Source organism: Pseudophaeobacter flagellatus, from assembly GCF_021228235.1.
GTDB lineage: Bacteria > Pseudomonadota > Alphaproteobacteria > Rhodobacterales > Rhodobacteraceae > Pseudophaeobacter > Pseudophaeobacter flagellatus.
Genome location: NZ_JAJQRG010000002.1, coordinates 283,535 through 308,463, shown reverse-complemented (window position 1 = coordinate 308,463; position 24,929 = coordinate 283,535). Strand labels below are relative to the sequence as shown.

Below are 24,929 nucleotides of genomic sequence, written 5' to 3'. Positions count from 1 at the left end.
AATGCGCGGCCCACACAATATTATCCGCCTGATCCGCACCGGTGCCACCTTCGAGCGCACCGGCGCGATGAACCTGGTGCTAGACGCCTTTGAGGCCCCCAAACCGCTACGCATCCTGGCGCGCACCCTGGGCTGGCCCTTCAAATGGCTGGGCTACAAGGGCGACCCCTCAATGCCGCCCGCCACCCGTGCGCTCACCGCGCTGGGGCCAGCCTATATCAAATTCGGCCAGGTGCTCTCGACCCGCCCCGACGTGGTTGGCGACGATCTGGCACAACAGCTGCGCGTGCTGCAGGATCAGCTGCCACCCTTTTCCCGCGCTGCCGCCATGGCCGAGGTAGAGAGCGCACTGGGCCGCCCCCTGGCCGAGGTCTTCTCGGAATTCAGCGAACCCATCGCCGCAGCTTCAATCGCCCAGGTCCATCACGCCCGGCTGACAGAGACCGGCGAAAATGTCGCGGTCAAGGTGCTGCGCCCCGGCATCGAGCGCGCCTTCAACCGGGATGTCGACGCCTTTTACTTTGCCGCCCGCATCGTCGATCTCTTTGCCCCCGGCGCACGCCGCCTGCGCCCGATGGATGTGATCGAACATTTTGCCGGCGTCGTACAGGGAGAGCTGGACCTACGCCTCGAAAGCGCCGCCGCCTCGGAATTTGCCGCCAATACTGCCGAGGACGAAGGCTTCCAATTGCCGCGCATCCGCTGGGAAGCCTCAGCGCGCCGGGTGATGACGCTGGACTGGGCCGATGGTACCGCACTTGGCGACAATGCCGCCCTGGATGCAGCCGACCATGATCGCCAGGCCCTAGCCAAGCGGGTGCTCACCCTGTTCCTGCAGCACGCGCTGCGTGATGGATTTTTCCACGCCGATATGCACCAGGGCAACCTCAAGGTCGCCGCCAATGGCAATATCATCGCCTATGATTTTGGCATCATGGGGCATATCGACGAATACACCCGCCGGGTCTACGCCGAGATCCTCTTTGGCTTTATCAAACGCGATTACCAACGCGTCGCCGAGGTCCATTTCGAAGCAGGCTATGTCCCGGCAAACCGCGATGTGGATGAATTCGCCCGCGCCATCCGCGCGGTCGGAGAGCCCATCTTTGGCATGGACGCCAGCCATATCTCCATGGGTAGCCTGCTGAATTACCTGTTTGAGGTCACCGAACGCTTTGGCATGGAAACCCGCACCGAGCTGATCCTTCTCCAGCGCACCATGGTGGTGGTGGAAGGCGTCGCCCGCTCTCTCGACCCCAAGATCAACATCTGGGAAGTCGCGCAACCGGTGGTCGAAGACTACATCAAAAAGAGCATCGGCCCGCGTGCTATGGCCTCTGACCTGATGAAAACTGCCAGGGTCATGGCCCGGTTTGGCCCCCGCCTGCCCGCCCTGATGGAACAGGCTCTGATCGCCCAATCCCAGGAACCCAGCGGCGATAAAAAGAACGGCGCCTGGCAAACCCCCGCCGCAGTTGGCGCAACCGCTGGAATCCTGCTCACCCTCCTCGTCAACCAGCTCCTGAACTAAACAGGAACGGGCGCCGCAATAGCCGCGCCCGTTCCTTTCATCTTACCCAAAATACCTTGGGGTGAATGGCCCAAAGGACCAGAGGGGCAAAGCCCCCCCTAGCACATCTCATTTTCAAAGACGCTCGATCGCCAGGGCAATCCCCTGACCGCCACCAATACACATGGTGATCAAAGCCTTCGACCCACCAGTGCGCTCCAATTCATACAGCGCTTTCAAGGTGATGATTGCCCCCGTGGCGCCAACAGGATGGCCCAGCGCAATGGCACCGCCATTGGGGTTCACCTTTGCCGGATCCAGACCCAGCTCCTTGTTCACCGCCAGCGCCTGCGAGGCAAAGGCCTCGTTGCTCTCAACAACGTCGAAATCACCCGCTTTCAGGCCGGTCTTGGCCAGCAGGTTCTGCACCGCCGGAACCGGACCAATGCCCATGACCTCTGGGCGCACCCCGGCATGGGCATAGCCCAGAATCCGCGCCTTGGGTTTCAGTCCTGCCTTTTCAGCCGCCTCAGCCCGTGCCAACACCAGGGCCGCAGCGCCATCGTTGATCCCCGAGGCATTGCCGGCCGTGACGCGTCCGTCTTTTTGGAACACCGCCCGCAGCCCTGCCAGCGCCTCAAGCGAGGTTGCCTTAGGGTGCTCGTCCACCTCAAAGGGCACCATGTCGCGCTTGACCTTGACCTCGATCGGCGTGATCTGACTGTTGAAATGGCCCGCCGCAATCGCGGCGGCGGCGCGGGTCTGACTGGCGAGGGCAAATTCATCCATCTGGGCGCGGGTAATGTCATGCTCATCCGCAACGTTTTCTGCCGTCACCCCCATGTGGCCGGTGCCAAAAGGACAGTTCAGCGCCCCCAGCATCATATCAAGCGATTTGACATCACCCATTTTGGCGCCCCAGCGCTGTTGCTGCATGATAAAGGGGCTGCGCGACATGTTTTCCGCGCCCCCGGCCAGGGCAAATTCCGCATCCTTCAGCATCAGCGACTGAATGCCAGAAACCAACGCCTGCGCGCCCGATCCACACAGACGATTCACATTCATCGCCGGGGTGCCATGAGGCACGCCGGCCTGCATCGCGGCAACGCGGCTCAGATACATATCGCGCGGCTCGGTGTTGATCACATGACCAAAGACCACATGGCCAATCTGCTCGGGGTCAACGCCAGAGCGCTGCATCGCTGTCTTGGAAACAGCCGCAGCCAGATCAATAGGGGCAGTATTGACCAGCGCCCCGCCAAAGGTGCCAATTGCGGTGCGGGCACCATCCAGGATGACAATATCAGTCATGTTTTTTTCTCCTCAAAGGTCTGTTACGCCCATTATGCAGTCGCAGCATCGCCCTGTCTGCCCCCTTGATCTGTGAACGTCCCGTCATTGACAAAAGAGCACAGACCCCGCAGGAGATCTGTTATGACGGAAAATACAGACGATATCCTGACCCTGCTGCCGGCCCGCCTGAAAGAGGCCCGCCGCGCCCAGGGGCTTTCCCTTGAGGCGGTGGCCAATCTGTCCGGCGTCAGCCGCTCAATGGTAAGCCAGATCGAACGCGGCGAAAGCAGCCCAACCATTGCCACCCTGTGGAATCTAACCCGCGCCCTGCAGGTAGATTTTGCCGGCCTATTGGAAGTCGGCGACATGCAAGACCGGATCGAAGTGCTGCGCGCTGTCGATGTGCCTAAGATCGAAAACATAGGTGAGGGCTGCCGCATCCGCATCCTGTCACCACCGGAAGAGGCCGGCGGGCATGAGGTCTATGACATCCGCTTCGACAAGGGCGGCGCCCTCAACAGTGCCCCGCACACCCGTGGCGCGCTAGAACAGCTGACCGTGCTGGAAGGTGAAATAACAGTGACCTCTGGCAGCGCGTCAGACCATTTGCACGCAGGCGATACCGCCCGCTATGCAGGCGATGTGCCCCATGCCATCACCGCCCCTGATGGGCCCGCGCGGGTGTTTCTGATTGTGAAAGATGCCTGATTTTACAGTCTAGCAAGACGGTTGCCAAAGCCCCGGTGACGAACCGGCTGCTTCTTTCATTTCGAAACCTACGCGCCCAGTCATTTGCAATACAGCGCGACAATCCCACCTTAATGCGGGCAGCAAGGCCCTGTATTGCGGTGCACCCCAGAGGCTTGGCGGCCATCTCCATACAAAAATCCACCTTTACGGATTTTTTTCCGGGATAGTGAAATCTTCTATTTAGGAATCGAATCCGTTATGGTAGATGCGATTCCATGGATAAGGAGTTTCCCGCTATGAGCACTGCATTTCTAAACGATATCTCTGAAACGCTGGCCCAGATTGAGGCCGACGGCCTGTACAAGCGGGAACGAATGATCACCTCCCCACAGGGGGGCGAAATCACGGTGGACGACCGTCAAGTGATCAACCTCTGTGCCAACAACTACCTGGGGCTGGCCGATCATCCCGATTTGATTGCCGCCGCGCGTGGCGTGATGGACGACAAGGGCTTTGGCATGGCCTCGGTGCGCTTTATCTGCGGTACGCAGGATATCCACCGCGCGCTGGAACAGCGCCTGGCAAAATTCCTGAACAAGGATGACGCCATTCTGTTCGCCGCCTGCTTTGATGCTAACGGTGGCTTGTTCGAACCACTCTTGGGGCCAGAAGATGCGATTATCTCTGACAGCCTAAACCATGCGTCGATCATCGACGGGGTCCGCCTGTGCAAGGCGAAACGCTATCGCTATCTCAACAGCGATATGAACGACCTGGAGGCCTGGCTGAAACAGGCCCGCGCAGATGGCGCGCGCCACATCATGATTGCGACCGACGGGGTGTTCTCGATGGATGGCTATCTGGCAAAACTGCCGGAAATCCGCGCCTTGGCCGACAAATACGATGCGATCGTGATGGTGGATGATTGCCACGCCACCGGCTTTATGGGGCCAAACGGCGCTGGCACGCCGGATCATGCGGGGGTGGATGTGGACATCCTCACCGGGACATTGGGCAAAGCACTTGGAGGGGCCATTGGCGGTTATATCGCCGGGCCGCAGCCAGTGATCGACCTGCTGCGGCAGCGGGCGCGGCCCTATTTGTTCTCTAATTCGCTGCCGCCCTCTATCGTTGCTGCCGGGATCGAGGCCATTCGCCTTGTCGAGGAAGGCGCAGATCTGCGTGCACAACTATTTGAAAACACAAAATTCTGGCGCGCTGGTCTGACGGATCTGGGGTTTGATCTGTTGCCCGGCAAACACCCCATTGTGCCGGTGATGTTGGGCGAAGCGCAGCTGGCTCAGGACATGGCCGCGCGCCTGTTTGACGAGGGCATTTTTGTCTCGGGCTTTTTCTTTCCGGTGGTGCCACGCGGGCAGGCTCGCATCCGCACCCAGATGAATGCCGCCCTGACACGCCCGGAACTGGAGCGTGCCCTCACTGCCTTTGGCAAAGTGGGTCGCGCATTGGGGGTGATCTCATGACACTTTGGGCCAAGCCGAACACCATGATCGCGCTGGAGAAATCCAGACCCGAAGAAGGCCTGTGGAAGGTGCAGGCGCCCGTGCCGGAAATCGGCCCCGATGAGGTGCTGATCAAGGTGAACAAGACCGGCATCTGCGGCACCGATGTCCATATCTGGAACTGGGATGCCTGGGCGCAGAAAACCGTGCCCGTGCCACTGATCACCGGCCATGAATTTGCCGGCGAAATCGTCGAGCTGGGCCGCAATGTCACCGATCTGGAGATTGGCCAGCGCTGCAGCGGCGAGGGGCATCTGATTGGCAAACACTCCCGCCAGAGCCGCGCCGGCAAGTTCCATCTGGATCCCGAAACCCGCGGCATCGGCGTGAATGAGCAGGGCGCTTTTGCGCAGTATCTGGCCCTGCCTGCCTTTAACGTGGTGCCGCTGCCGGATGACATCCCGGATGACATCGGTGCCATTCTCGACCCGCTTGGCAATGCGGTGCATACCGCGCTCAGCTTTGATCTGGTGGGCGAGGACGTGCTGATCACCGGCGCCGGCCCGATCGGCATCATGGCGGCGGCCGTTGCGCGCCACGCAGGTGCCCGCCATGTGGCCATCACCGATGTAAACCCCGGCCGATTGGCGCTGGCCGCCAAGGTCGCCAATGTGCGGCCTGTGAATGTCGCGACGGAAGACTTGAACGATGTGATTGCCGAACTTGGCATGCGCCAGGGTTTTGACGTCGGGCTGGAAATGTCTGGCAACCAGGCCGCCTTGGATCAAATGATCGAAGCTCTGGTGATGGGGGGCCGCATCGCGCTCTTGGGGATTCCGCCGGGGAAATCTCCCGTCGACTGGAGCCGGATTGTCTTTAAGGCGATCACCCTGAAAGGGGTCTATGGCCGTGAGATTTTTGAAACCTGGTACAAGATGATTGCCATGTTGCAAAACGGGCTGGATGTCAGCGCGGTCATTACCCACCGGTTTGGGGTTGAAGACTTTGCCAAGGGGTTTGCCGCGATGAAATCAGGCGATAGCGGCAAGGTGGTGCTGGACTGGCGTTAAACTGAGACGAGAGCATGTTGCGCAAAAGTCGGCATCGATTTTGCGCAACGAGTACATGCGAAATCAATGAAAGAGCGCCAGTCATGTGAATGCACATGAACGCGACAAGCGCTCGCCCCTGGCCCACCGATATGCGCAGCCCATCCCGTGCAATCTGGGCGGGCGATGGGGGCGACAAAATCGGTAGTGATCAGCGACAACATAATAACTCAAAGCTTTGCAGCCATATCGCCACTTGTTACCATGGCAGTACAGGACCTCTGTAACTTTTTAACTGTTTGCCTACCAACAGGCCGCCGATCACAGGTTCAGCATAACCGGGATTTCTTTATCAAATAGTTCACATGCAGCACATTGTGGGGCTTTGCCTCGTTACTCTGCCCGCAGCGGCCTGCGACCCTCCTCTTCCAGTACCCAGGACTTGCGGCCTTCAAAAACCGCCGCTGTCAGCGGACGACCAAACCCGGCACCCGAATCGAGATTAACCCGATTGCCGTGATGTTCGGGGGCGGCCACCTGGGTGTGGCCATGCACCACCAGCCAGGGGTGCCTCCCCTGATATTCCAGAAATTCCTGCCGGATCCAGATCTTGTCATTCTGGCTCTGTTCTTGCAGCGCCACGCCGGGGCGAATGCCGGCATGAACGCACAACAGATCACCTTCTTGGTGATAATCTGGCAGCGCCGCCAGAAAGGCGCGGTGGTGATCCGGAACAGCCTGCAGCGCCTCGGCGTGCACCTCATGGATCCGGCGGCGCTCCCCGACCTCAACCCCGTAAGACCCGAGCGTCTCTTCCCCGCCAATGCGCGCATGCAGCCAGTCGTAGCCGACCAACAACCGGTCATCAGTGCGCGGGTAGTCTTCGAGGAACATTGAAAACATCCGGTCATGGTTCCCCAGCAGGCAGACCCAGTTGCGCCCGGCGGCCATGCCCCGCGCCAGCAGATCAACCACGCCATGCGAATCTGGCCCGCGATCAACATAATCACCCAGAAACACAACCCGCGCGTCTGGCCCGCCGTCTGCCTCGATCCGTGCCAGGGCGGTCTCCAGCATCTCGCGTTGACCGTGGATATCACCAATTGCGTAGATCGGATTCAGCATTCAATACCCTCACATATATTGTATTTTCTGACCGCATTCCTGCGTCTCAAATAGTAGAAACAAACACTTACCTTGGCTATGAAGTCTTGAGAAGCACCGCAATACGATCTCTTAGCCAACGATGTGCAGGCGCTGTGGACAGGCGCGTATGCCATGCTAGAACGCTTTGCACCGGTTCTACGCAAAAGGGTGGTTGATAAATAGCCAAGTCAAGCTTGGGGGCTACGCGCCGCGCGAATTGTTCCGGGACCAAAGCCAACAGATCACTTTGGGATACCACGTTACAAACCCCTGAAAAACCGGGCAAAGTCATCACCACATTTCTCCGTCTACCAAGGGCGGCAAGGGCCAGATCGCCCTGCCCCTGCAGTTTTCCGGCGGCAGAAAACAAAACATGGTTGAGCCCACAATACAGATCCAGAGGAATAACATCGCCCGGGGTGATCCCCCTTTTGGACAGATCAGGATGCCCTTGTTGGGCAATAACCAGAAACCGTGACAACAGCAGGTCCCGCGTCTCTACCCATTTGGGAAACATGGTTTCCGGGACCAAGGCCATATCCAGGCCGCGATTTTCCAAAGCTTCGATATCTTGATCCAACCTGGAATCGACCAACTGTACTTTGATACCAGGTGCCTCTTTTGCCAGCAGGCAAGCCAACTGGGGCATCAACAGCTCCCCGTAGAAATCGCTTCCCAACAGCCGAAAGACCGCTTCAGTTGTTTCGGGGGAAAATGTGTTGCTCCCCGATAAAATTCCCTCAGTCCGGTCAAGCACCTCGCGCAGTGGAATTCTTAGATTTTGGGCATATTCAGTTGGCGCAAGCAGGCGCCCCTGGCGCACAAAGAGCGGATCTTCCAAAGCGTGCCGCAGGCGTTTCAAAGCCGCAGAAACCGCAGGCTGCGACAGGCCCACCTCTTTGGCGGCCCCGGTGGTCGTTCCCGTTTGCAGCAGCGCATTCAGCACCTTGAGAAGGTTGAGGTCGAACCCAGATAAATTCATGGGATAAATTCATATCATACAAACAATAAATTTCCAAAATTCATGTGGGCTTGGCAGACTTCCTCTGCGGATAAAAAAGAAAGGAAACACCACATGACAGGACTAAGCCGTAGCTTCATGATCCTGGCAATCCTCTCTGCCCTGTGTGGCATTGTCTGGGGCATTGCCATGGCAGCCAGCCAAAACCATGTGTTATCGCCAGCCCATGGCCATCTGAACCTTTTGGGATGGGTGAGCTGCGCACTCTTTGCCTTTTACTATCACTTGACGCCACATGCCGCAGCGACAGGGCTGGCAAGAATGCATTTTGTGCTCACCTTTGTTGCGCTGGTGGTTTTGGTGCCCGGTATCGCGCTAGCCATTCTAGACGTCACCGAAACACTTGCCAAAATCGGATCCCTGTTTTTCCTGACATCGATGCTGGTTTTTGCCTGGCTGGTGATAAAGCCCCAGCCTGCACAAAACGATACGACCGCAAGAAAAAATGCCCCCGCCTGACAGGGCGGGAGCATTTTGATCATTCAGAAGCCTGTTGCCGCGATCAGGCGACATCAAAGGTCAGTGGCTTGATCTGGTTGAACAGATCACTTTCAGCCAGTTTGGCGCGGGCTTCGGCGGGGACAACGTCGTCCACGTAAAGCAGCGCAATGGCCTCACCGCCGGCAGAGGCGCGGCCCAGGGTAAAGTTGGCGATATTGACGCCATGCTCGCCCATGGTTTGGCCCAGCGCACCGATGATACCCGGCACATCGTTGTTGGTGGTATAAAGCATATGCTCGCCCACCTCGGCGTCGATGTTGATACCCTTGATCTGGATGAAGCGTGGCTTGCCATCCGAGAACACTGTGCCCGCAACCGAGCGCTCGCGCTTATCGGTTACTGCTGTCACCTTGATATAGCCATCAAAGGCACCGGTTTTGTCCTGATTGGTGGTCGAGATCTGAATGCCACGTTCCTTGGCCACAACAGGGGCCGAAACCATGTTCACATCCGGGTTCACCTTTTTCATGATGCCCGCAACCACGGCGCAGTTCAGCGCCTCCAGGTTCATATCCGCAGCAACACCATCATAGAGGATGTTGATGGCCTTGATTGGCTCATCCGTCATCTGCCCGACAAAAGAGCCGAGATGTTCAGCCAGTTTGATCCAGGGGCCCATGACCTTGGCCTCTTCGGCCGTTACGCTGGGCATGTTCAGCGCATTTTCAACCGCACCAGTCAGTAGGTAGTTCGACATCTGTTCAGCCACCTGCAGGGCAACGTTTTCCTGTGCCTCGGTGGTGGCGGCCCCCAAATGCGGCGTGCAAACCACATTGGGCAGATTGAACAGGACGTTTTCCTTGGCGGGCTCTTCGGAGAACACATCAAAGGCGGCACCGGCGACATGGCCCGAGGTCAGCGCCTCGGCCAGAGCCTCTTCGTCCACCAGACCACCGCGAGCACAGTTGATGATGCGCACGCCTTTCTTGGTCTTGGACAGGTTTTCACGGCTCAGGATATTGGCGGTGGCATCGGTGAATGGCACGTGCAGGGTGATGAAATCGGCGCGAGCCAGCAGCTCGTCCAGCTCTACTTTTTCAACGCCCATCTTGTCGGCTTTTTCCTGACCCAGGAAGGGGTCATAGGCGACAACCTTCATCTTCAGCCCACGGGCACGATCGCAGACAATGCCGCCAATATTGCCGGCGCCGATCACACCCAGCGTCTTATTGGTCAGCTCGGTGCCCATGAATTTGGACTTTTCCCATTTGCCGGCATGGGTCGAGGCAGAGGCCTCGGGGATTTGGCGTGCAACGGCAAACATCATGGCGATGGCATGTTCGGCGGTGGTGATCATATTGCCAAAAGGCGTGTTCATCACGATCACGCCTTTTTTCGACGCGGCGTCCTTATCGATGTTGTCGGTGCCGATGCCAGCGCGGCCGATGACCTTGAGGTTGGGCGCATTGGCGAGGATCTTGTCCGTCACCTTGGTCGCCGAGCGGATGGCCAGACCGTCATACTGGCCAATGACTTCGGCCAGTTTGTCTTTGTCCTTGCCCAGATCGGGCTGGAAATCCACGTCGATGCCGCGATCACGAAAGATCTGTACGGCGGCTTCGGAGAGTTTGTCGGAGATGAGTACTTTGGGAGCCATGTTGGGAGGTCCTTTGAATATCGGGGGCCGGGCGTGCGATAGGGCAGCGACCGACCGAGGGAGGGGGCGAAGCGCCCGCCCGTCAAACCAAAGGTTTGCCTTCGACAAAACGGGGCGGTTGGGCGCTGCCCGGCCTAGCGGCCGGGCAAAAACACTTTAGCCTTGAGCTGCGATCTCGGCCTCAAAGGCCCAGGCGAGCCAGGGCAGCATGGCCTGGATGTCAGCGGTTTCCACCGTGCCACCACACCAGATCCGCAGACCAGCGGGCGCATCGCGGTAGGCGCCGATGTCCAGCGCGATGTTCTCGTTTTCAAGACGTTTGGCCACGGCCTTGGCAAAGGCAGCGCCATCCTGAATGCGGTCATCGGTGAACTTCAGACAGACCGAGGTGTTGGAGCGCGTTGCCGCGTCTTCGGCCAGATTGGCGATCCAGGGATTGGCGTCGCAGAAATCAAACACGGCCTGTGCATTGGCATCAGCGCGGGCAATCAACCCCTCCAGGCCGCCAATCGAGCGGGCCCAATCCAATGCAAACAAATAGTCTTCAACCGCCAGCATCGACGGCGTGTTGATGGTCGCGCCGGTAAAGATACCCTCGATCAGCTTGCCGCCTTTGGTCATGCGGAAGATCTTGGGCAGGGGCCAGGCCGGGGTGTAGCTTTCCAGCCGCTCCACAGCGCGGGGCGACAGAACAATCACCCCATGCGCCGCTTCACCGCCCAGAACCTTTTGCCAGCTGAAAGTGGTCACATCCAGTTTGTCCCAGGGCAGATCCATCGCAAAGGCGGCGCTGGTTGCGTCGCAGATGGTCAGGCCTTCGCGGTCATCGGCAATCCAGTCGGCGTTGGGAACCCGCACGCCAGCGGTGGTGCCATTCCAGGTGAAGACCACATCGTTGGTGCAATCGACAGAGGCCAGATCAACGATCTGACCGTAGTCGGCAGTTTTCACTTCGGCGTCGATCTTCAGCTGTTTCACCACATCGGTGACCCAGCCCGCGCCAAAGCTCTCCCAGGCGAGCATCTCGACTCTGCGCTGCCCAAGCAGCGACCACAGAGCCATTTCAACCGCGCCGGTGTCAGACGCGGGAACGATGCCAATACGATAATCAGCGGGGATGCCCAGGATTTCGCGGGTGCCTTCGATGGCATCCTTCAGCTTGGCCTTGCCAATGGCTGCGCGGTGGCTGCGACCCAAGGGGGCGTCGGCCAGTTTGGACAGTTCAAATGTAGGGGGTTTGGCACAGGGGCCGGAAGAAAAACGCGGATTACCCGGCCGCGTTGCCGGTTGCTGAGTAGCCATAAATGCTATCCTTACAGATATCTGCCCTTCGTTGGGGAAGGGTGTCCCGCTGCTAGAGCTAGGGGGCCAAACGGGCGGGTGCAACCTATATATCGCCAAGAGACGCCGCTTTGGACGTTTTTTGCGACAGGCTTTGACGCCTTTCGGAAACTTCCTTACCAAAGCCTCACCAGCTTTGCGGTCCAGATACCGCAAGGCCTGGCTTTTTAGGGCACTGCAATCCCACCCCTGGCACAAACGATTCGAGGCGGAAAATGACAAGCAGATTGGCACAGGTCACCTATTCTCTTGCTCTCATCCTGATGCTGGGCTGGCTCTTGGTGGCGGGGCAGGCCATTTTGCTGCCCGTGCTCGTTGCCATCATTGCGGCCTATATCCTGACCACCGCCGCCGATGCGCTGGTGCCCGTGCCCCTGATTGGCCGCCTGCCGCGACGGTTGCGCCGCTTGCTGGCCCTAGTGATTTTCACCCTGGGTTTTTTGATTCTAGCCTCATTTATCACCGCCAGCGCCACCACGCTTTCGACTGCCCTGCCGCTCTATGCAGAGAATTTTGATGCGCTACAAAGCAAGTTCCTTACCGCAGTGGGCATCAAACAAGAGCAGAACTGGGGCAGTCTGGGGGAATACCTGCTTGATATGGTCGATGCCACAACGCTGATGCCCACCGCGCTGGCGACCATCAGCAATGGTGGCTCGGTAATTGTCGCTGCGACGCTTTATGCCGTGTTTCTATTGGCCGAACTGGATGCCCTGCCGGATAAGACACGCCGTGCCCTGGGCAATAACACGCAGGCAGAGAACACCATGGCGCTGGCTCGCAAGATCAACGACAAGATCGGCAGCTATCTGGCTGCCAAGACGCTGGTCAACCTCATCCTGGCGCTGGTCTCCTATGCGATCTTGAAACTGTTGGGCATCGCGCATCCGGCCTTTTGGGCTATCCTCATCGGGTTGCTCAACTACATTCCCTATATCGGGTCGGTCATTGCGGTGGTTTTTCCCGTCACCATGAGCCTGATCCAGTTCACCTCTTTCAGCCATGCAGGTATGGCGCTGGTGCTGCTGATGATCCCGCAACTGATTGTTGCCTATTATGTCGAGCCCAAATTTCTGGGGCGTTCTGTCAACCTCAGCCCCTTTACCGTGCTGCTGGCTCTGGCCATCTGGAGCGCCCTTTGGGGCATGACTGGCGCGATCCTGGCGGTGCCCCTCACGGCGATGGTGATGATCATCTTGGCCGAGATCCCCAACGCCCGCTGGATCGCCGTGATGATGTCGGAAAAAGGCGACCTCTAAGCGCAGCTTTCCAGCCAAACCGCTTCGGGACTGGCTCATCTGTGTTCTGGACGCTATGAGAACGCAACCGAAGGCCCAGATGGAACCGTCTCATGTATATCGTCACGCTGCTTTGCAACCCTGCCACGCCCTGTCTTGATGCCGCCTTGCTGGACTCACTGCGCAATGCCTGGGGCGGTGGCGAAGCCCAGTGGCTGGCACCCGATATCGCGGCGGAATTTGCACTGGACACAATGCCCGACAACCAGTGGCAAGTCTGGGAGGATCTCCAGGCACTGGGGGTTGATCTGATCCTTCAGCCCGCCGCCAACCGGCGCAAAAAGATGCTGCTGGCCGATATGGATTCAACCATGATCGAACAGGAATGCATCGACGAACTGGCCGAAGAGGCAGGCGTCGGCACCCGGGTCAAAGAAATCACCGCCCGCGCCATGAACGGCGAGCTGGATTTTGACGGAGCCCTCAATGAACGGGTTGCCCTGCTCAAGGGGCTGCCTGAAACGGTGATCGCGCAGGTTCTGGACAATCGCATCAGCCTGATGCCCGGCGGTCGGCAGCTGCTGGCCACGATGAAATCCGATGGCGCCTATACGGCGCTGGTCTCTGGCGGATTCACCGCCTTTACCGCCCGCATCGCGGCAGAGCTCGGCTTTGACGAGAACCGCGCCAATACGCTGCTTGTGGCCGAAGGCAAGCTCACAGGTGAGGCCGGTCGCCCCATCCTGGGACGCCAGGCCAAGGTGGAAGCGCTGGAACAGATTACCAAAAAGCTCTCTATCACCGAAGAAGAGGTGATTGCGGTGGGCGATGGTGCCAATGATCTGGGCATGTTGACGCGGGCCGGTTCCGGCGTTGCCCTGCATGCCAAACCTTCGGTGGCAGCGCAGTGCCAGATCCGCGTCAACCACGGCGACCTGACGGCGCTCTTGTATCTGCAGGGCTATGCCCGCGACGATTTCAAAGGATAGCACATATGCTTGAGGTCGGGATCGAGACCCTGCTGCTTCTCATGGCGGCGGGGTTTGCCGCCGGGTTTATTGACGCGGTGGCAGGCGGCGGCGGTTTGATCACCGTGCCAGTGCTGCTCTTGGCTGGGGCTAACCCGGTCACGGCACTGGCCACCAATAAAATTCAGGGTCTCTTTGGCGCGGCCACTGCAGCGCGAGCCTATGCCAAAGGCGGCCATGTGAACCTGCGTGACCAAGCGGGCTCTGCCCTCATTGCCTTTGCCGCCTCGATTGCCGGGGCGCTGCTGATCACCATTCTGCCCACCGGGTGGATTCGGATGGTCCTGCCGGTGCTGCTGATCGGGATCGCGCTGTTTTTTGCCTGTAAAAAGGGACTGGGCGATCAGGACCGCGCCCGGCGCATGGGCGCGGGTCTTTTTGCCGCCACCATGGTGCCGCTCTGTGGTGCCTATGACGGGCTGTTAGGGCCAGGGGCCGGCAGTTTCTATATGCTCGCCTTTGTATCGCTGGCAGGCTACGGCGTGCTCAAGGCCACCGCCCATACCAAATTGCTCAACCTCGCCTCCAATGCCGGGGCTCTCTGTGCCTTTGCGCTTGTGGCGACGCCCTGGTGGATCACCGGGCTGTGCATGGGGCTGGCGCAGATCGCCGGCGCCCAGGTTGGGGCCACCCTGGCCCAGACCAAAGGTGCCGCCATGATTAAACCACTTCTGGTGCTGACCTCGCTGTCGCTGGCCGCGAAGCTAATCTGGGACATGCTCTGACCTCCCCCCCTGACGGAAGGGGATTCGGCACAAACCCCCTGACGCGCGGCAACCCCTGCTTCACCATCTGCCCACCGGCATAGCCGATTCTTCTTGTTGACCAGCAGACCCTTGCTCACCGCCGGACAAGGCTGCCCTTTCCAAAACCGCTATAATCACTAACTATGATGACACCCTGCCAAGTAATCGGCCGCAGCGATGGGTCGGCCCCGCGCTGTCCAATTGCCTGCGACAACACTGCCAAGGGCAGGTCCAAAGCACCAGCAACACACCCCCACCCGGCCCCAAGGAGGACAGAAAATGCCACAGTTCATATTCGCCTATCACGGCGGCAAAACACCCGAAACCGCCGAAGCGGGGGCTACGGCAATGGCAGCCTGGCGTGCATGGATGGACGACCTCGGCGCGGCACTGATCGTTCCGGGAAACCCGGTCGGCCAGTCACATACCGTCAGCAGCACCAGCATAACAGAAGACGGCGGCGCCAATCCGATCTCTGGCTATTCCGTGGTCAAAGCCGCCAACCAGGCCGCCGCCTGCGCCATGGCCAAGGGCTGCCCCCTGGTGGCCGATGGCACCGGCTCGGTTGAGGTTGCTCCGCTGATCGAGATGTAGCCCAGACGACTAAAAGCGCAGCTCGGCGCTGGGACGCAAAGATCCACAGTCGATGCCACGCCGGTTCAGCAGCGGCGCGTTGAGATATTTGCGGGTCTCGGGGTGATCAGCCTCTAGCACGCCCAGCCCCACCAGTATCGCAGCGATGGCGCATTCGCTGGCACGGGTGGCGCCATCAACGATCTTGACCGCAACGCCCAGCTTCTTTTCCGGAATGATGGCAATAAACACCGCCTCGGCCCCGGTTTTCACCGCCACTTTACCCCCCATGGCGCGCATCAGATTGGTGCAGGCGCGGGTTTCGCCGGCCACCAGATCGGGGTGCAGCATCATGGCCGCGCTCAACTCTGCTGCTGCCGCCGAGGCCCGGTCCGAGCGATCCGCAGCCGAGGCAAACCAAGACATTGCCCGTGCCAACCCATGTACCGTGGTGGCATAGTTTGGCGCCGAACAGCCATCAATGCCGTAACCCGGGCTGGACATGCCCGTCACCTCTTCAAAGGCCGTCAGGCAGGCCTGCTGCACGGGGTGATCTACCTCGACATAGTCAGGCCCGGCACCCAGGTGTTGGTTCAGGGTCAAAAAGCCAGCGTGCTTGCCGGAACAGTTGTTATGCACCTGGCAGGGACTGGCGTCATTCTTGATCAGTTCGTCGCGGGCGGGCAGGTCGGCGGGTTCTTGGGGACCACAACGGAAATCATCGTCATCCAGCCCCAACTGCGACAGCCAGTCATTCACCCGGTCGGTATGGATATGCGCCCCGTTATGCGAGGCACAGGCCAGCGCCAGCTGCTCTGTGCTCAACCCGTATTTTGCCGCCGCACCCGAGGTAATCAAGGGCAGCGCCTGAATCATTTTGGAAGAGCTGCGCGGATAGATCACCGCATCCGGATCGCCCCAACTGCGCACAATCTGGCCACTGTCGTCGCAGACCACCGCATGCCCCAGATGCAGGCTCTCGAGCAGAGACCCACGCCAAATTTCAGCCATTGGAACCGGTTGTGTCATTGTTTCAGCCTCTTTTCTTGGCGAATTCCTGCCAAACGCACTTTCGCCCGTAGCGCTTGTTACGTTAGTGTGCTTGTGTATGGCAAGCGAGAGCATCTGGTACAGACGGCGGTTTAAACGCCGCTTGCTCTCATTGGAACTGAGGTAGAGACAGTCTTGGAGTCGGGACAAATGGCATCGAAACTCGCCCGTATAGTCGCGGGCCTGTGTCTGGCCGCTATGGCCACATCTGCAACCGCGCAGCAGACCACAACCGACAATCGCGTCGGCGCCAATGTGGACTGGAGCGTCTTTCAGGGCGACAGCCCAAAAGAATGCTGGGGCGTTTCAGCCCCCAAGGAAAGCGTCAACACCCGCGATGGCCGCGTTGTTGCCGTGCGCCGCAGCGCAATCCAGCTGTTTGTGTTCTACCGGCCCGACAATGGCGGCAAGGGTCAAGTGACCTTTACCGGCGGCTACCCCTTTGCCCCCGGATCGACCGTCAATATGACCATCGGCGACAGCGAATTTGAACTCTTTACCGAAGGCGAATGGGCCTGGCCTGCCACCGCAGCGGATGATGCAAAGATCATCACCGCGATGAAACGCGGCGCCGGCGCGGTGCTGACTGCGCGTTCTGCGCGTGGCACCCAGACCAAAGACGCCTTTTCCCTGCTGGGCTTTACTGCTGCGGTCGAGGATGCAGAAAAGCGCTGCGGCAGCTGATCGGCTTCACCAGAGGTATTGGACAGCAGAGCTGCCTTGCGCCCCGGCCCCTGGCCGGGGTTTTGCATTTGCACCCTGCCCTACCAGAGTGATCCGTACAAACGGGCCAATACCAAACGGACCTCTGCATAGCCGGTCTGCGAAGGAATCTTTTGATCTTTTGCCGATCTCCTATATAGACCCGCATTCACCCTCCAAACCTAGAGTCGAGCTGCCATGACTGCCAACGCGCCGATCACCCAAGACGTTCTGACCCTGCCCCGCAAGCTGCCCGAGGGCGGCAAGGCCAATCTGGTGGGCATGACCCGTGACCAGATGCGCCAGGCACTGATCGACATCGGCACCCCGGAAAAGCAGGCGAAAATGCGCGTCGGCCAGATCTGGCAGTGGATTTACCAATGGGGCAAACGCGACTTTGCCGAGATGACAAACCTGTCGAAATCCTTGCGCGCCGATCTGGAACAGCATTTTGAGATCGCCATCCCCGAGGTGGTCAGCAAACAGGTTTCAGAGGACGGCACCCGCAAATATCTGGTGCGCATCGCCGGCGGTCACGAGGTCGAGGTGGTCTATATCCCGGAAGACAGCCGCGGAACGCTGTGCATTTCCAGCCAGGTCGGCTGCACCCTGACCTGCTCATTCTGCCATACCGGCACCCAGAAGCTAGTCCGCAACCTGACCGCAGCTGAAATCATCGGCCAGGTGATGATGGCGCGCGACGATCTGGATGAATGGCCAGTGCCCGGCACCCGCAATACCGATGACGCCCGGCTTTTGTCCAATATCGTGCTAATGGGCATGGGCGAGCCCTTGTATAATTTCGAAAACGTGCGCGACGCGATGAAAATCGCCATGGATCCCGAAGGTATCCAACTCAGCCGTCGCCGCATCACCCTGTCGACATCCGGCGTGGTGCCGGAAATCGCCCGCACTGCCGAAGAAATCGGCTGCCTGCTGGCGGTCTCCTTTCATGCCACCACCGATGAGGTGCGCGACAAACTGGTGCCGATCAACAAACGCTGGAACATCGAGGCCCTGCTGGAATCCCTGCGCGCCTATCCGCGGCTGGCCAACTCTGAACGCATCACCTTTGAATATGTGATGCTGGATCATGTGAACGACAGCAAGGAAGATGCCCATCGTCTGGTCAAACTGATCGAAGGCATTCCGGCCAAGATCAACCTGATCCCCTTTAACGAATGGCCCGGCGCCCCCTACAAACGCTCCTCGGGCAATCGCATCCACGCCTTTGCCGATATCATCCATGATGCCGGCTATGCCTCACCAATCCGCAAACCGCGTGGCGAAGACATTATGGCGGCCTGCGGCCAGTTGAAATCGGCCACAGAACGCGCCCGCAAAAGCCGCAAGCAGATCGAGGCAGAGGCCGGGGTGAAATCCTGACCCTCTGACCTAAAGCGCCCCACCTTTAACCTGAAGCAGGGAAAAGGTAGGGCGCGGCATGACCACTCAATGCTAGGGGCCTTCTGCCACAACCCCGTAAGTCAGGTTTATGGCAGAAGGCTATAGAACCACTGCGGAATATAATAATGCCCCAGGATCAGATGATCCGGGGCATTTTGCGTTGTGGCCTATGGACGACAGGATCTGCCTGCCACAATCTTTCCTCAAACCGGATATATTCCAGCCACATCAGGCCAACAGTTTCGATATTGAGAACAATAAAGATTCTATGAGGACTGAGCATGACACCGGAAACACCAAACCCGCAGTTGACCAACAGCACCCTGGACCCTTTTGTGCTGAACCTGATCCGCAAAGAACGTGAAAAAGCGCTGAGCCCGCGTGAATGGCGGTTCCGCCTGCGCGGCTATGGCTATGCCATCAAACGTGTGGCAGGCGACCAGATCCTGACCCGCCTGCCCAAAGGTACCGAAATTGGTGTGCTGCCCGCCGACATCGCCTGAACCCGCGCAAAACTGTCTGGCCCCCAATTGGGGCCTCTGACACAGACACTCGCAGCTCTACAGGATCAGGCGCGCGCAATCAGCGTTCGCGGCCAGGCAGGCTATCGCGGGCCGGCTCTGGCGACCAATTATGGATGATCTCCGCCGCTTCTTCGGCGGTCTCGACAAATTTGAACAGCTGCAGATCCTGTTCGGAAATGGTTCCGGCATCAGCCAGCGCCTCCCAGTTGATGATCTTTTCCCAGAACGCGCGTCCAAACAGGATAAAGGGCACCCGCTCCATCCGGCCAGTCTGGATCAGGGTAAGGCTCTCGAACAGTTCATCCAGGGTGCCAAAGCCACCAGGGAACACCGTAATGGCCGCCGCCCGCATCAGAAAATGCATCTTGCGAATGGCAAAATAGTGAAAGTTGAAGCTCAGCTCGGGGGTGACATACCCATTGGGCGCCTGTTCATGTGGCAACACGATGGATAGTCCGATGGACACCCCCCCCGCATCAATGGCACCACGATTGCCGGCCTCCATCACCCCCGGCCCCCCGCCCGTGGCAATCACGTTCTTGCGGCCGCCGCTTTGCAGCGAGGTTTCGGTCATTATGCGGGCAAATTCGCGCGCCTCATCATAGAAATGCGACAGATCGGCCAGCGTCTGAGTGCGGGCACTGTCTTTATTCGCCGGACTGGGGATCCGCGCGCCGCCAAACATCACGATTGTGGTCTCGATGCCCTGTTCGTCCAGCATCAGCTGCGGCTTTAGCAGCTCCAACTGCAACCGGACCGGGCGCAGTTCTTCACGGCACAGGAAATCCCCATCTGCAAAGGCCAGCCGATAGGCAGGCGAAGCAGATTGCGGCGTCTGTGGCACGTGTTCGGCACGGCTCTTGTCGGCATTTGCATCGGTAAAGCGGCTGTGGCGATCATCATTCATAGCGTCTCGGGCAATCCTGTTTGAACAATTATAGTTCCAGCTTATCCCCCATTGGGCCAGAGGTGCCAGCAGGAACATCAGCAGGCCTTGTACCGCCCTCACCAATCGCTAAGGTCAGCGCGCTGCAAAACGGGAGAACGCGCATATGGATTGGACCACTGAAATCAAGGCGGCAACAGCACGGATCACGGGCCACACCCAGGTAACCCCGGTACTGCAGTGCCAGGGCTTTGGCCTGGATATCCCGATCGAGATAAAGCTGGAACAGATGCAGCATACCGGCAGCTTCAAGGCCCGCGGCGCCTTTAACACCCTGCTCAGCCAGGACATCCCGGCGGCAGGTCTGGTGGCGGCATCAGGCGGCAACCACGGCGCGGCGGTGGCCTATGCGGCAAACCGGCTGGGCCATAAGGCGCGGATCTATGTGCCCGAAATGGCCGGCAGCGCCAAGATCGCCCTGATCCGCAACAGCGGTGCCGATTTGCAGGTGGTGCCCGGTGCCTATGCCAATGCGCTAGAGCTGGCCCAGGCCTATGAGCGCGAGACCGGTGCCATGCAGGTCCATGCCTATGACGCACCGGCAACCGTGGCGGGCCAAGGCAGCTGCTTTGCCGAATGGCAGGCACAGGGGCTTGCGGCCGATACCGTGATCATCGCCGTGGGCGGTGGCGGGCTGGTGGGCGGTGCCCTAGCCTGGTTTCAGGGGGCCAAAAAAATCGTCGCGGTCGAACCCGCAACCTCTTGTGCGCTGCATGCGGCCCTCGCTGCGGGCGCACCTGTGGATGTAGAGGTCTCGGGCGTGGCAGCCAATGCGCTGGGGGCGCGACGGATCGGCGCGATCTGCTTTGATCTGGCACAGCAGCAACATCAGACCGGCAGGCTGGCCTCGCTCATCGTCAGTGACGAGGCAATCACTGCCGCGCAATCCGCCCTGTGGCGCGAACGTCGGCTGTTAGTTGAACCGGCAGGCGCCACCGCGCTTGCGGCGCTGACCTGCGGCGCCTATCAGCCTGCGCCGGGTGAAAAAGTGGCCGTGTTGCTCTGTGGTGGCAATATCGCCCCCGATCCCCTGGGCTAAACCTTGCACCGGCCCCAGCCGCGCCTTATCGACCAGTCATGAATGCAACAATCGCAGATAGCATCTATCACGCCCTAAGCGAGCAGATCGTCACCGGCGCTCTGCCCGCCGGGGAAAAGCTGCGTCAAGACCATATCGCGCGGGCCTTTGACACCAGCCATGTGCCGGTACGCGAAGCCCTGCTGCGGCTGGAAGCGCATGGGCTGGCCATATCCGAACCCCGGCGCGGCACCCGTGTCAGCGCCCTCAACCCCAGTGAAATCCGCGAAGTGATCGAAATGCGCGTGGCGCTTGAGGTTCTGGCGCTGACCCATGGGATTGCCCGGTTTTCCAAAACCGATATGGCCGAGGCCGAGGCCGCCCGCCAGGCCTGCGATGCGGCCGAAGACATGGCTAGCTGGGAGCGCAACAACCGAGCTTTTCACCGGGTGCTGCTCGCACCCTGCCAGATGCCGCGACTTCTGGCCTCGATTGATGATCTGCACATCGCCTCGGCGCGGCATCTCTTTGCCAATTGGCAACATCAGTGGCGGCCGCGGATTGATCAGGACCATGCCGCACTGTTGCGCGCGATTGGCAATCAGGACGCCAGCGCCGCCTGTGAAATTCTGCGCCGCCACCTGCGCCGGGTGCGCTAAAGCCTGCAGCCACCGCTTTGCCGCCCACTTTCGGCGCAATCGGACATGACCTGCGCGCCAATTGCCGTTAGAAAGCTGCGAATCCTTTTTACACGTCAATCACGCCGGAGTACCCCCTTATGTCCAACGCTCAGCTGGAAACCGCGATCGAGGCCGCCTGGGAGGCTCGTGATAGCATCACCCCCGCCACCACAGGCGAACAACGCGACGCCATCGAAGCCACTCTGCACGCGCTGGATTCCGGTGCCCTGCGGGTTGCCGAGAAACAGGACAGTGGCGACTGGCATGTCAATCAATGGGCCAAAAAGGCTGTTCTCCTAGGGTTCCGTATCAAGGACATGGAAATGCAGTCCGGCGGCCCGCAGGGGTCCAGCTGGTGGGATAAGGTTGACAGCAAATTTATGGGCTGGGGCGAGGCAGATTGGAAATCAGCCGGTTTCCGCGCCGTGCCAAACTGCATCGTCCGCAAAAGTGCCTATATCGCGCCCGGCGTTGTGCTGATGCCTTCCTTCGTCAACCTTGGTGCCTATGTTGACGAAGGCACCATGGTCGATACCTGGGCCACCGTTGGGTCCTGTGCACAGATTGGCAAGAACGTGCACCTGTCGGGCGGCGTTGGCATTGGCGGCGTGCTGGAGCCCATGCAGGCCGGTCCCACCATCATTGAAGACAACTGCTTTATCGGGGCGCGTTCGGAAGTGGTTGAAGGCTGCATCGTGCGCGAAGGCTCGGTTCTGGGGATGGGCGTCTATATCGGCAAATCGACCAAGATCATCGACCGCGAAACCGGCGAAGTCATGTATGGTGAAGTGCCGCCCTATTCCGTGGTTGTTTCGGGCTCGATGCCCTCCAAAAACAACGTCAACCTGTACTGCGCGGTCATCGTGAAACGGGTCGATGCGCAGACGCGCTCCAAAACCGGGATCAACGAGCTGCTGCGCGACTGATCCCAGGTATTGACCCAAGGCGGGGCAAGCCCCTGCCGCGTCAAACGCCTTGCACCATCCAGAATGCGCGCCGTTTCAGCCCGAAACGGCGCGCATTTTTCCAAAAGCCGCTCTTTTCAGGCCACCTATCCGTCAAACCAGTGACGCAGGATGAATGGGGCCAAGCCTAGGGAATGTCGCGCAGGCGCAGCAACACGGCCTGCCCGCCCTCAGACAGCGTTACCTCGGGGCCAAGCGCGCCATGATACCCCTCGCCAGCAGAGAGGCCCTGAAAGAAGATGCCATCGGCCTGCCCCGACAATACAAAAAGCACCACCGCATCAGCGGGCAGGGGATAAGTGCCCTGCGGCAAGATCTGCATCTCGGCGCTGATTTGGCTGGGATCATAGATCAGGTTGAAAGCGGTGCAGCCCCCGTCATTCAGCCCTGCCATCAGGTCAAGCCCACCATCAAAATGAAGCGGTTGCAATGGCTTGGCCTCTAGCTGAAGATCCGCGCCAGTCAGGCGCAACCCGGCACCTGCCACAATGCAGTGGATCCGCGCCATCCCGGGAAAGCGCGAAAAGACGCCATCCTGTTCGATGGTTGCCAGGCTCACCCGCCAGAGCATCGCCCCCCCCGCGGTGTCTCCGGCCCGATGGCAGACCAGCTCTCGGGTAGAGCCGCCCCCGTTCTTCCAGGCCTGCACCGGAATATCCGCCACCGAAAACCGCATATTGTCATCCCCTGCCAGATCTTTGCCTGACCGGTTTTGCGGCTTTTTCAAACCGCAGGCAAGCCACTGCTGATCATTTCCCAGCTCATCTCAGGCGATACCGTCTTGCCGTAGCAACCACGCGGTTTGAGACGATCCACGCACGATCAACAGGTTGGAATTCGATTGACCGCACGCCACCAGCAGGGCTATGGCGAGCGCATGGAAAAGAAGAAAATATCCCGCCAACAGGTCTACACGCTTTTGGTTCAGATTGGACGCAAAGAAGGCGACGGCCTGCCCGAAGGTGCCACCGGGGCAGCCTTGATGATCTATGCCTCTGGCGTGGACGAGGCTGAAGCCGTGCGCGAAACCGTCGCCATCCTGAAGCAGGCAGATACCGCGCCGCTGGATGTCACTGGCTATGGCACCCTGGCCGAGCGTGAGGAAGAAGGCCATGAGATCGGCGAGGAAGAACGCGCGCTTATGCAGCGGGCGCTGGAAGAAAACTCTGTGATCGTTGCCCAGATGACACCGTTCTTTGACGGCCAGGAACCAACGCTGCACTAATCATTTTGAATGATGCGGATCGCCGGACCGCCCAGGGTTGCGGCTGCCACTGGTTCAGCAGATCCTAGTCCAACTGGCCGAACCAGGTTCGATAGATTGCCTCATAGCTGCCATCTTCCTGCATCGCCAGGAGCGTCCGGTTAACCGGCTCTGTCAGTGCCGACCCCTGCGGGAAAACAAAGCCGTAATATTCGCGCAGGAAGGCCTGGCCAATTGTGCGCCCATAGGCACTGCCACCATGCTGGACATAGTAATTCAGCACCGGCGCATCAAAGACCACAACTCGGATATCGCCCTCCTCAAAGGCCTCCAGCAGCGCGCCCAGGCTGCTGTACCCTTGATAATCAATGTCGCGACGCTGCAAAAAGTTCGCTGCGGTAGACCCCTCTATGGTGCCTGTCCGTTTGCCATAGAGATCATTGACCGAGGTAATTGATCCGCTGATCGCCTCTACCGTCATCACCGCCGTGATCTTGGCCACAAAGATTGACACGACAAACAGCGAGGAAACCACCAGAAGCACCCCAAACATCCGTCCGATCGGCGTGCGCGGCACCCGCTCTTCAAAGCCGCCATTGACCACCAGGTTCAGCGCCCACCAGAATGAGGGAAACCAGGCCTCTTTCAGCGGTCGATCAAAATAGGGCTGGGCCCGGCGCTCCAGCGCCCACATGAACATGCCCCCCACCAGCAGCAGGAAAAACGCCAGGCCAATGGCGATCACCAGATCCCAGGACATAAGCGCGTACATCAATGAGGGCGTACGCACATCATCTGCCTGCACCAGAATTTGCAGCCCACTTTCAAAAACCGGCTGACTGAAATCCATCACCGCCTCGCGGGAGGCTGTGATCGAAATATTTGCCGCCGCCAGATCCACCTCTCCGCCGACCACCCCGTCAAGCATCTCGGCAAAGGTGCCCTGACGATGGATCACCACCTGCCAGTTCAGCCGGTCAGCAATTGCATGTAGCAAGTCGATAGAAAACCCGGTCTCCTCTCCCTTTTCAATCATTGAAAAGGGGGGGCGGGTCACTGTGTTGACCTCTATCACCTGTGCTGTCAGCGCAGTTCCCCACAACAAGAGAATAAAAGGAAAAATACAACGAAAGGGGCGCAAATCGATACCTAAGAGTCAGATACAACATTCTTAAATCCGTCTTAGGGGGTTCGCCCTGGTCAGGCAAGCTTGAAGCCTTTGGCCAGGCCTGGGCGT

Annotated in this window: 25 protein-coding genes; 16 read left to right on the top strand and 9 right to left on the bottom strand. The window is 59.4% G+C overall.

Translation table 11 applies throughout. The features are described from left to right. The first annotated feature begins 1 nt into the window (after nucleotide 1). Entirely contained in the window at nucleotides 2–1,531 is a 1,530-nt protein-coding gene (ubiB, locus tag LRK71_RS05005) for a 2-polyprenylphenol 6-hydroxylase (protein WP_232401531.1), read from the top strand. A gap of 114 nt (nucleotides 1,532–1,645) precedes the next feature. Here ubiB and LRK71_RS05000 read toward each other — a convergent pair whose 3' ends face one another. Next, nucleotides 1,646–2,821: an acetyl-CoA C-acyltransferase family protein gene (locus LRK71_RS05000; RefSeq protein WP_232401529.1), complete on the bottom strand. Its 1,176-nt coding sequence runs from the start codon at nucleotides 2,819–2,821 to the stop codon at nucleotides 1,646–1,648. 123 nt (nucleotides 2,822–2,944) lie between these two features. Here LRK71_RS05000 and LRK71_RS04995 point away from each other — a divergent pair, with 123 nt between their 5' ends. From LRK71_RS04995 to tdh, 3 genes are all read left to right on the top strand, one after another. Continuing rightward, nucleotides 2,945–3,511, top strand: coding sequence for a helix-turn-helix domain-containing protein (locus tag LRK71_RS04995; protein ID WP_232401528.1), 567 nt, complete (start codon nucleotides 2,945–2,947; stop codon nucleotides 3,509–3,511). 278 nt (nucleotides 3,512–3,789) lie between these two features. Further along, the gene (locus LRK71_RS04990) at nucleotides 3,790–4,977 is read left to right on the top strand and encodes a glycine C-acetyltransferase (protein WP_232401525.1); all 1,188 of its coding nucleotides are present in this window, start codon (nucleotides 3,790–3,792) and stop codon (nucleotides 4,975–4,977) included. Between the two features lie 23 nt (nucleotides 4,978–5,000). Then, on the top strand, nucleotides 5,001–6,026 hold the full coding sequence (tdh, locus tag LRK71_RS04985) for an L-threonine 3-dehydrogenase (protein ID WP_232401977.1): 1,026 nt from the start codon (nucleotides 5,001–5,003) through the stop codon (nucleotides 6,024–6,026). Nucleotides 6,027–6,398: 372 nt separating this feature from the next. Here tdh and LRK71_RS04980 read toward each other — a convergent pair whose 3' ends face one another. After that, nucleotides 6,399–7,130: a metallophosphoesterase family protein gene (locus LRK71_RS04980; RefSeq protein WP_232401523.1), complete on the bottom strand. Its 732-nt coding sequence runs from the start codon at nucleotides 7,128–7,130 to the stop codon at nucleotides 6,399–6,401. Nucleotides 7,131–7,206: 76 nt separating this feature from the next. Next, entirely contained in the window at nucleotides 7,207–8,133 is a 927-nt protein-coding gene (locus LRK71_RS04975) for a LysR family transcriptional regulator (RefSeq protein ID WP_232401520.1), read from the bottom strand. A 93-nt stretch (nucleotides 8,134–8,226) separates the two neighbouring features. Between LRK71_RS04975 and LRK71_RS04970 the strand changes: the two genes are divergently transcribed. Further along, nucleotides 8,227–8,631: a cbb3-type cytochrome c oxidase subunit I gene (locus LRK71_RS04970; protein WP_232401519.1), complete on the top strand. Its 405-nt coding sequence runs from the start codon at nucleotides 8,227–8,229 to the stop codon at nucleotides 8,629–8,631. Nucleotides 8,632–8,674: 43 nt separating this feature from the next. Here the strand turns inward: LRK71_RS04970 and serA are convergent, their stop codons facing one another. Together serA and LRK71_RS04960 are read right to left on the bottom strand one after the other, a co-directional pair. Further along, on the bottom strand, nucleotides 8,675–10,270 hold the full coding sequence (serA, locus tag LRK71_RS04965; RefSeq protein ID WP_232401518.1) for a phosphoglycerate dehydrogenase: 1,596 nt from the start codon (nucleotides 10,268–10,270) through the stop codon (nucleotides 8,675–8,677). Between the two features lie 156 nt (nucleotides 10,271–10,426). Next, entirely contained in the window at nucleotides 10,427–11,572 is a 1,146-nt protein-coding gene (locus LRK71_RS04960; protein ID WP_232401517.1) for a phosphoserine transaminase, read from the bottom strand. 254 nt (nucleotides 11,573–11,826) lie between these two features. Here LRK71_RS04960 and LRK71_RS04955 point away from each other — a divergent pair, with 254 nt between their 5' ends. The 4 genes from LRK71_RS04955 to LRK71_RS04940 all read left to right on the top strand — a co-directional run bounded on the left by LRK71_RS04955 (nucleotide 11,827) and on the right by LRK71_RS04940 (nucleotide 15,217). Next, complete coding sequence (locus LRK71_RS04955) at nucleotides 11,827–12,870, top strand: AI-2E family transporter (RefSeq protein WP_232401516.1); 1,044 nt, start codon at nucleotides 11,827–11,829, stop codon at nucleotides 12,868–12,870. A gap of 92 nt (nucleotides 12,871–12,962) precedes the next feature. After that, nucleotides 12,963–13,838, top strand: coding sequence for a phosphoserine phosphatase SerB (gene serB / locus LRK71_RS04950; protein ID WP_232401515.1), 876 nt, complete (start codon nucleotides 12,963–12,965; stop codon nucleotides 13,836–13,838). A gap of 5 nt (nucleotides 13,839–13,843) precedes the next feature. Beyond that, nucleotides 13,844–14,602 (top strand): TSUP family transporter, encoded by a 759-nt coding sequence (locus tag LRK71_RS04945; RefSeq protein ID WP_232401514.1) that lies wholly within the window; start codon nucleotides 13,844–13,846, stop codon nucleotides 14,600–14,602. 300 nt (nucleotides 14,603–14,902) lie between these two features. Next, complete coding sequence (locus LRK71_RS04940) at nucleotides 14,903–15,217, top strand: YciI family protein (RefSeq protein ID WP_232401512.1); 315 nt, start codon at nucleotides 14,903–14,905, stop codon at nucleotides 15,215–15,217. A 9-nt stretch (nucleotides 15,218–15,226) separates the two neighbouring features. On the opposite strand, the gene LRK71_RS04935 is transcribed toward LRK71_RS04940, so the two are convergent. Then, nucleotides 15,227–16,225 (bottom strand): asparaginase, encoded by a 999-nt coding sequence (locus LRK71_RS04935; RefSeq protein ID WP_232401511.1) that lies wholly within the window; start codon nucleotides 16,223–16,225, stop codon nucleotides 15,227–15,229. 171 nt (nucleotides 16,226–16,396) lie between these two features. On the opposite strand from LRK71_RS04935, the gene LRK71_RS04930 reads away from it, so the two are divergent. The 3 genes from LRK71_RS04930 to LRK71_RS04920 all read left to right on the top strand — a co-directional run bounded on the left by LRK71_RS04930 (nucleotide 16,397) and on the right by LRK71_RS04920 (nucleotide 18,858). Then, the gene (locus LRK71_RS04930; protein WP_232401509.1) at nucleotides 16,397–16,930 is read left to right on the top strand and encodes an invasion associated locus B family protein; all 534 of its coding nucleotides are present in this window, start codon (nucleotides 16,397–16,399) and stop codon (nucleotides 16,928–16,930) included. A gap of 216 nt (nucleotides 16,931–17,146) precedes the next feature. Further along, complete coding sequence (gene rlmN / locus LRK71_RS04925; protein WP_232401507.1) at nucleotides 17,147–18,334, top strand: dual-specificity RNA methyltransferase RlmN; 1,188 nt, start codon at nucleotides 17,147–17,149, stop codon at nucleotides 18,332–18,334. A gap of 302 nt (nucleotides 18,335–18,636) precedes the next feature. Then, nucleotides 18,637–18,858: a hypothetical protein gene (locus LRK71_RS04920; protein WP_232401506.1), complete on the top strand. Its 222-nt coding sequence runs from the start codon at nucleotides 18,637–18,639 to the stop codon at nucleotides 18,856–18,858. A 79-nt stretch (nucleotides 18,859–18,937) separates the two neighbouring features. Here the strand turns inward: LRK71_RS04920 and LRK71_RS04915 are convergent, their stop codons facing one another. Next, a complete protein-coding gene (locus tag LRK71_RS04915; protein WP_232401505.1) occupies nucleotides 18,938–19,786 on the bottom strand; it encodes an LOG family protein in 849 nt (282 codons plus the stop codon). Between the two features lie 145 nt (nucleotides 19,787–19,931). On the opposite strand from LRK71_RS04915, the gene LRK71_RS04910 reads away from it, so the two are divergent. From LRK71_RS04910 to dapD, 3 genes are all read left to right on the top strand, one after another. Further along, on the top strand, nucleotides 19,932–20,864 hold the full coding sequence (locus LRK71_RS04910) for a threonine/serine dehydratase (RefSeq protein WP_232401504.1): 933 nt from the start codon (nucleotides 19,932–19,934) through the stop codon (nucleotides 20,862–20,864). Between the two features lie 38 nt (nucleotides 20,865–20,902). After that, on the top strand, nucleotides 20,903–21,502 hold the full coding sequence (locus LRK71_RS04905) for a GntR family transcriptional regulator (RefSeq protein ID WP_232401503.1): 600 nt from the start codon (nucleotides 20,903–20,905) through the stop codon (nucleotides 21,500–21,502). Nucleotides 21,503–21,621: 119 nt separating this feature from the next. After that, a complete protein-coding gene (gene dapD, locus LRK71_RS04900; protein ID WP_232401502.1) occupies nucleotides 21,622–22,449 on the top strand; it encodes a 2,3,4,5-tetrahydropyridine-2,6-dicarboxylate N-succinyltransferase in 828 nt (275 codons plus the stop codon). A 166-nt stretch (nucleotides 22,450–22,615) separates the two neighbouring features. Here the strand turns inward: dapD and LRK71_RS04895 are convergent, their stop codons facing one another. Continuing rightward, nucleotides 22,616–23,164: a HutD/Ves family protein gene (locus LRK71_RS04895; protein ID WP_232401501.1), complete on the bottom strand. Its 549-nt coding sequence runs from the start codon at nucleotides 23,162–23,164 to the stop codon at nucleotides 22,616–22,618. A 201-nt stretch (nucleotides 23,165–23,365) separates the two neighbouring features. Here LRK71_RS04895 and LRK71_RS04890 point away from each other — a divergent pair, with 201 nt between their 5' ends. Then, on the top strand, nucleotides 23,366–23,713 hold the full coding sequence (locus LRK71_RS04890) for a DUF8846 family protein (RefSeq protein ID WP_232401975.1): 348 nt from the start codon (nucleotides 23,366–23,368) through the stop codon (nucleotides 23,711–23,713). 64 nt (nucleotides 23,714–23,777) lie between these two features. Here the strand turns inward: LRK71_RS04890 and LRK71_RS04885 are convergent, their stop codons facing one another. Beyond that, on the bottom strand, nucleotides 23,778–24,833 hold the full coding sequence (locus tag LRK71_RS04885; protein WP_269751635.1) for a transporter substrate-binding domain-containing protein: 1,056 nt from the start codon (nucleotides 24,831–24,833) through the stop codon (nucleotides 23,778–23,780). Between the last annotated feature and the right edge of the window lie 96 nt (nucleotides 24,834–24,929).

Coding starts and splice junctions, on each gene's coding strand:
- LRK71_RS04940 (WP_232401512.1), top strand. CDS start 14,903: ATGCCACAGTTCATATTCGCCTATCACGGCGGCAAAACACCCGAAACC.
- LRK71_RS04990 (WP_232401525.1), top strand. CDS start 3,790: ATGAGCACTGCATTTCTAAACGATATCTCTGAAACGCTGGCCCAGATT.
- serB (WP_232401515.1), top strand. CDS start 12,963: ATGTATATCGTCACGCTGCTTTGCAACCCTGCCACGCCCTGTCTTGAT.
- LRK71_RS04920 (WP_232401506.1), top strand. CDS start 18,637: ATGACACCGGAAACACCAAACCCGCAGTTGACCAACAGCACCCTGGAC.
- LRK71_RS04970 (WP_232401519.1), top strand. CDS start 8,227: ATGACAGGACTAAGCCGTAGCTTCATGATCCTGGCAATCCTCTCTGCC.
- LRK71_RS04915 (WP_232401505.1), bottom strand. CDS start 19,786: ATGAATGATGATCGCCACAGCCGCTTTACCGATGCAAATGCCGACAAG.
- LRK71_RS04890 (WP_232401975.1), top strand. CDS start 23,366: ATGGAAAAGAAGAAAATATCCCGCCAACAGGTCTACACGCTTTTGGTT.
- rlmN (WP_232401507.1), top strand. CDS start 17,147: ATGACTGCCAACGCGCCGATCACCCAAGACGTTCTGACCCTGCCCCGC.
- LRK71_RS04930 (WP_232401509.1), top strand. CDS start 16,397: ATGGCATCGAAACTCGCCCGTATAGTCGCGGGCCTGTGTCTGGCCGCT.
- LRK71_RS04980 (WP_232401523.1), bottom strand. CDS start 7,130: ATGCTGAATCCGATCTACGCAATTGGTGATATCCACGGTCAACGCGAG.
- serA (WP_232401518.1), bottom strand. CDS start 10,270: ATGGCTCCCAAAGTACTCATCTCCGACAAACTCTCCGAAGCCGCCGTA.
- dapD (WP_232401502.1), top strand. CDS start 21,622: ATGTCCAACGCTCAGCTGGAAACCGCGATCGAGGCCGCCTGGGAGGCT.
- LRK71_RS04975 (WP_232401520.1), bottom strand. CDS start 8,133: ATGAATTTATCTGGGTTCGACCTCAACCTTCTCAAGGTGCTGAATGCG.
- LRK71_RS04995 (WP_232401528.1), top strand. CDS start 2,945: ATGACGGAAAATACAGACGATATCCTGACCCTGCTGCCGGCCCGCCTG.
- LRK71_RS04960 (WP_232401517.1), bottom strand. CDS start 11,572: ATGGCTACTCAGCAACCGGCAACGCGGCCGGGTAATCCGCGTTTTTCT.
- LRK71_RS04910 (WP_232401504.1), top strand. CDS start 19,932: ATGGATTGGACCACTGAAATCAAGGCGGCAACAGCACGGATCACGGGC.
- tdh (WP_232401977.1), top strand. CDS start 5,001: ATGATCGCGCTGGAGAAATCCAGACCCGAAGAAGGCCTGTGGAAGGTG.
- LRK71_RS04905 (WP_232401503.1), top strand. CDS start 20,903: ATGAATGCAACAATCGCAGATAGCATCTATCACGCCCTAAGCGAGCAG.
- LRK71_RS05000 (WP_232401529.1), bottom strand. CDS start 2,821: ATGACTGATATTGTCATCCTGGATGGTGCCCGCACCGCAATTGGCACC.
- LRK71_RS04955 (WP_232401516.1), top strand. CDS start 11,827: ATGACAAGCAGATTGGCACAGGTCACCTATTCTCTTGCTCTCATCCTG.
- LRK71_RS04895 (WP_232401501.1), bottom strand. CDS start 23,164: ATGCGGTTTTCGGTGGCGGATATTCCGGTGCAGGCCTGGAAGAACGGG.
- LRK71_RS04945 (WP_232401514.1), top strand. CDS start 13,844: ATGCTTGAGGTCGGGATCGAGACCCTGCTGCTTCTCATGGCGGCGGGG.
- ubiB (WP_232401531.1), top strand. CDS start 2: ATGCGCGGCCCACACAATATTATCCGCCTGATCCGCACCGGTGCCACC.
- LRK71_RS04935 (WP_232401511.1), bottom strand. CDS start 16,225: ATGACACAACCGGTTCCAATGGCTGAAATTTGGCGTGGGTCTCTGCTC.